Raw genomic sequence first — 2,019 nt, 5'->3', positions numbered from 1 at the left:
CAGCGACTGGCGCTCGATCCCGGCAGTGTGTGGATTACTTACCGGCTTTCGCAGGATCTCTGGCAGGCCGGACAACGCAGCCAGGCCGATACGTTAATGCGCAATCTGGCGCAACAGAAGCCGAACGATCCGGAGCAGGTTTACGCTTACGGACTGTATCTTTCCGGTCACGACCAGGACAGAGCCGCGCTGGCGCATATCAACAGCCTGCCGCGCGCGCAGTGGAACAGCAATATTCAGGAACTGGCAAACCGCCTGCAAAGCGATCAGGTACTGGAAACCGCCAGCCGCCTGCGTGAAAGCGGTAAAGAGGCAGAAGCGGAAGCGATGCTGCGCCAACAGCCACCGTCCACGCGCATTGACCTCACCCTGGCCGACTGGGCACAGCAGCGACGTGATGACACCGCCGCCCGCGCGGCGTATCAGAATGTCCTGACGCGGGAGCCAGCTAACGTTGATGCCATTCTTGGCCTGACGGAAGTGGATATCGCCGCCGGTGACAAAGTGGCGGCACGCAGCCAGCTGGCGAAACTGCCCGCCACCGACAATACCTCACTGAATACACAGCGGCGCGTGGCGCTGGTACAGGCGCAGCTTGGCGATACCGCAGCGGCGCAGCAGACGTTTAACAAGCTGATCCCGCAGGCAAAATCTCAGCCGCCGTCGATGGAAAGTGCGATGGTACTGCGTGATGGTGCAGGGTTTGAAGCGCAGGCGGGCGATCCGGAGCAGGCGCTGGAAACCTACAAAGACGCGATGGTCGCATCCGGTGTGACCACGACGCGTCCGCAGGATAACGACACCTTTACCCGTCTGACCCGTAACGATGAGAAGGACGACTGGCTGAAGCGCGGCGTGCGCAGCGATGCGGCGGATCTCTATCGCCAGCAGGATCTTAACGTCACCCTGGAGCACGACTACTGGGGATCGAGCGGCACCGGTGGTTACTCCGACCTGAAAGCGCACACCACCATGTTGCAGGTGGATGCACCGTATTCTGACGGACGGATGTTCTTTCGCAGTGATTTCGTCAATATGAACGTCGGCAGTTTTTCCGCCGACGCTGAGGGTAAATGGGATAACAACTGGGGCACCTGTACGTTGCAGGACTGTAGCGGCAACCGCAGCCAGTCGGATTCCGGCGCCAGCGTGGCGGTCGGCTGGCGAAATGACGTCTGGAGCTGGGATATCGGCACCACACCGATGGGCTTCAACGTGGTGGATGTGGTCGGTGGCATCAGTTACAGCGACGATATCGGGCCGCTTGGTTACACCGTTAACGCCCATCGGCGCCCCATCTCCAGTTCGTTACTGGCCTTTGGCGGGCAGAAAGACTCTCCGGGCAATACCGGGAAAAAATGGGGCGGTGTGCGTGCCGATGGCGTGGGACTGAGTCTGAGCTACGATAAAGGTGAAGCGAACGGCGTCTGGGCATCCCTTAGCGGCGACCAGTTAACCGGCAAAAATGTCGAAGATAACTGGCGCGTGCGCTGGATGACGGGCTATTACTATAAGGTCATCAACCAGAATAATCGCCGTGTGACCATTGGCCTGAACAATATGATCTGGCATTACGACAAAGACCTGAGTGGGTACTCACTCGGTCAGGGCGGTTATTACAGCCCGCAGGAATACCTGTCGTTTGCCATACCGGTGATGTGGCGTGAGCGGACGGAAAACTGGTCATGGGAGCTGGGCGCGTCTGGCTCGTGGTCGCATTCGCGCACCAAAACCATGCCGCGTTATCCGCTGATGAACCTGATCCCGACGGACTGGAAAGAGGATGCCGCCAGCCAGACCAACGACGGCGGCAGCAGTCAGGGCTTTGGCTACACGGCGCGGGCGTTACTTGAGCGTCGGGTCACGTCCAACTGGTTTGTCGGCACGGCAATCGATATCCAGCAGGCGAAAGATTATGCGCCAAGCCATTTCCTGCTCTACGTGCGGTATTCCGCCGCCGGATGGCAGGGCGACATGGATTTACCGCCGCAGCCGCTGATACCTTACGCCGACTGGTAA

The 2,019-nt window shown here is 59.5% G+C and carries 1 protein-coding gene; it reads left to right on the top strand.

Annotated features, from left to right (window positions below; genetic code table 11):
- The coding region (gene bcsC / locus A7Z06_RS21470) for a cellulose synthase complex outer membrane protein BcsC (RefSeq protein WP_105279586.1) at positions 1-2,019 on the top strand (2,019 nt) is incomplete at its 5' end.

It is taken from the genome of Escherichia sp. MOD1-EC6819 (genome assembly GCF_002965765.1).
GTDB classification, from domain to species: domain Bacteria; phylum Pseudomonadota; class Gammaproteobacteria; order Enterobacterales; family Enterobacteriaceae; genus Escherichia; species Escherichia ruysiae.
Note: the sequence above shows the minus strand (reverse complement) of the source record. Positions and strands in the feature narration are given on the sequence as shown.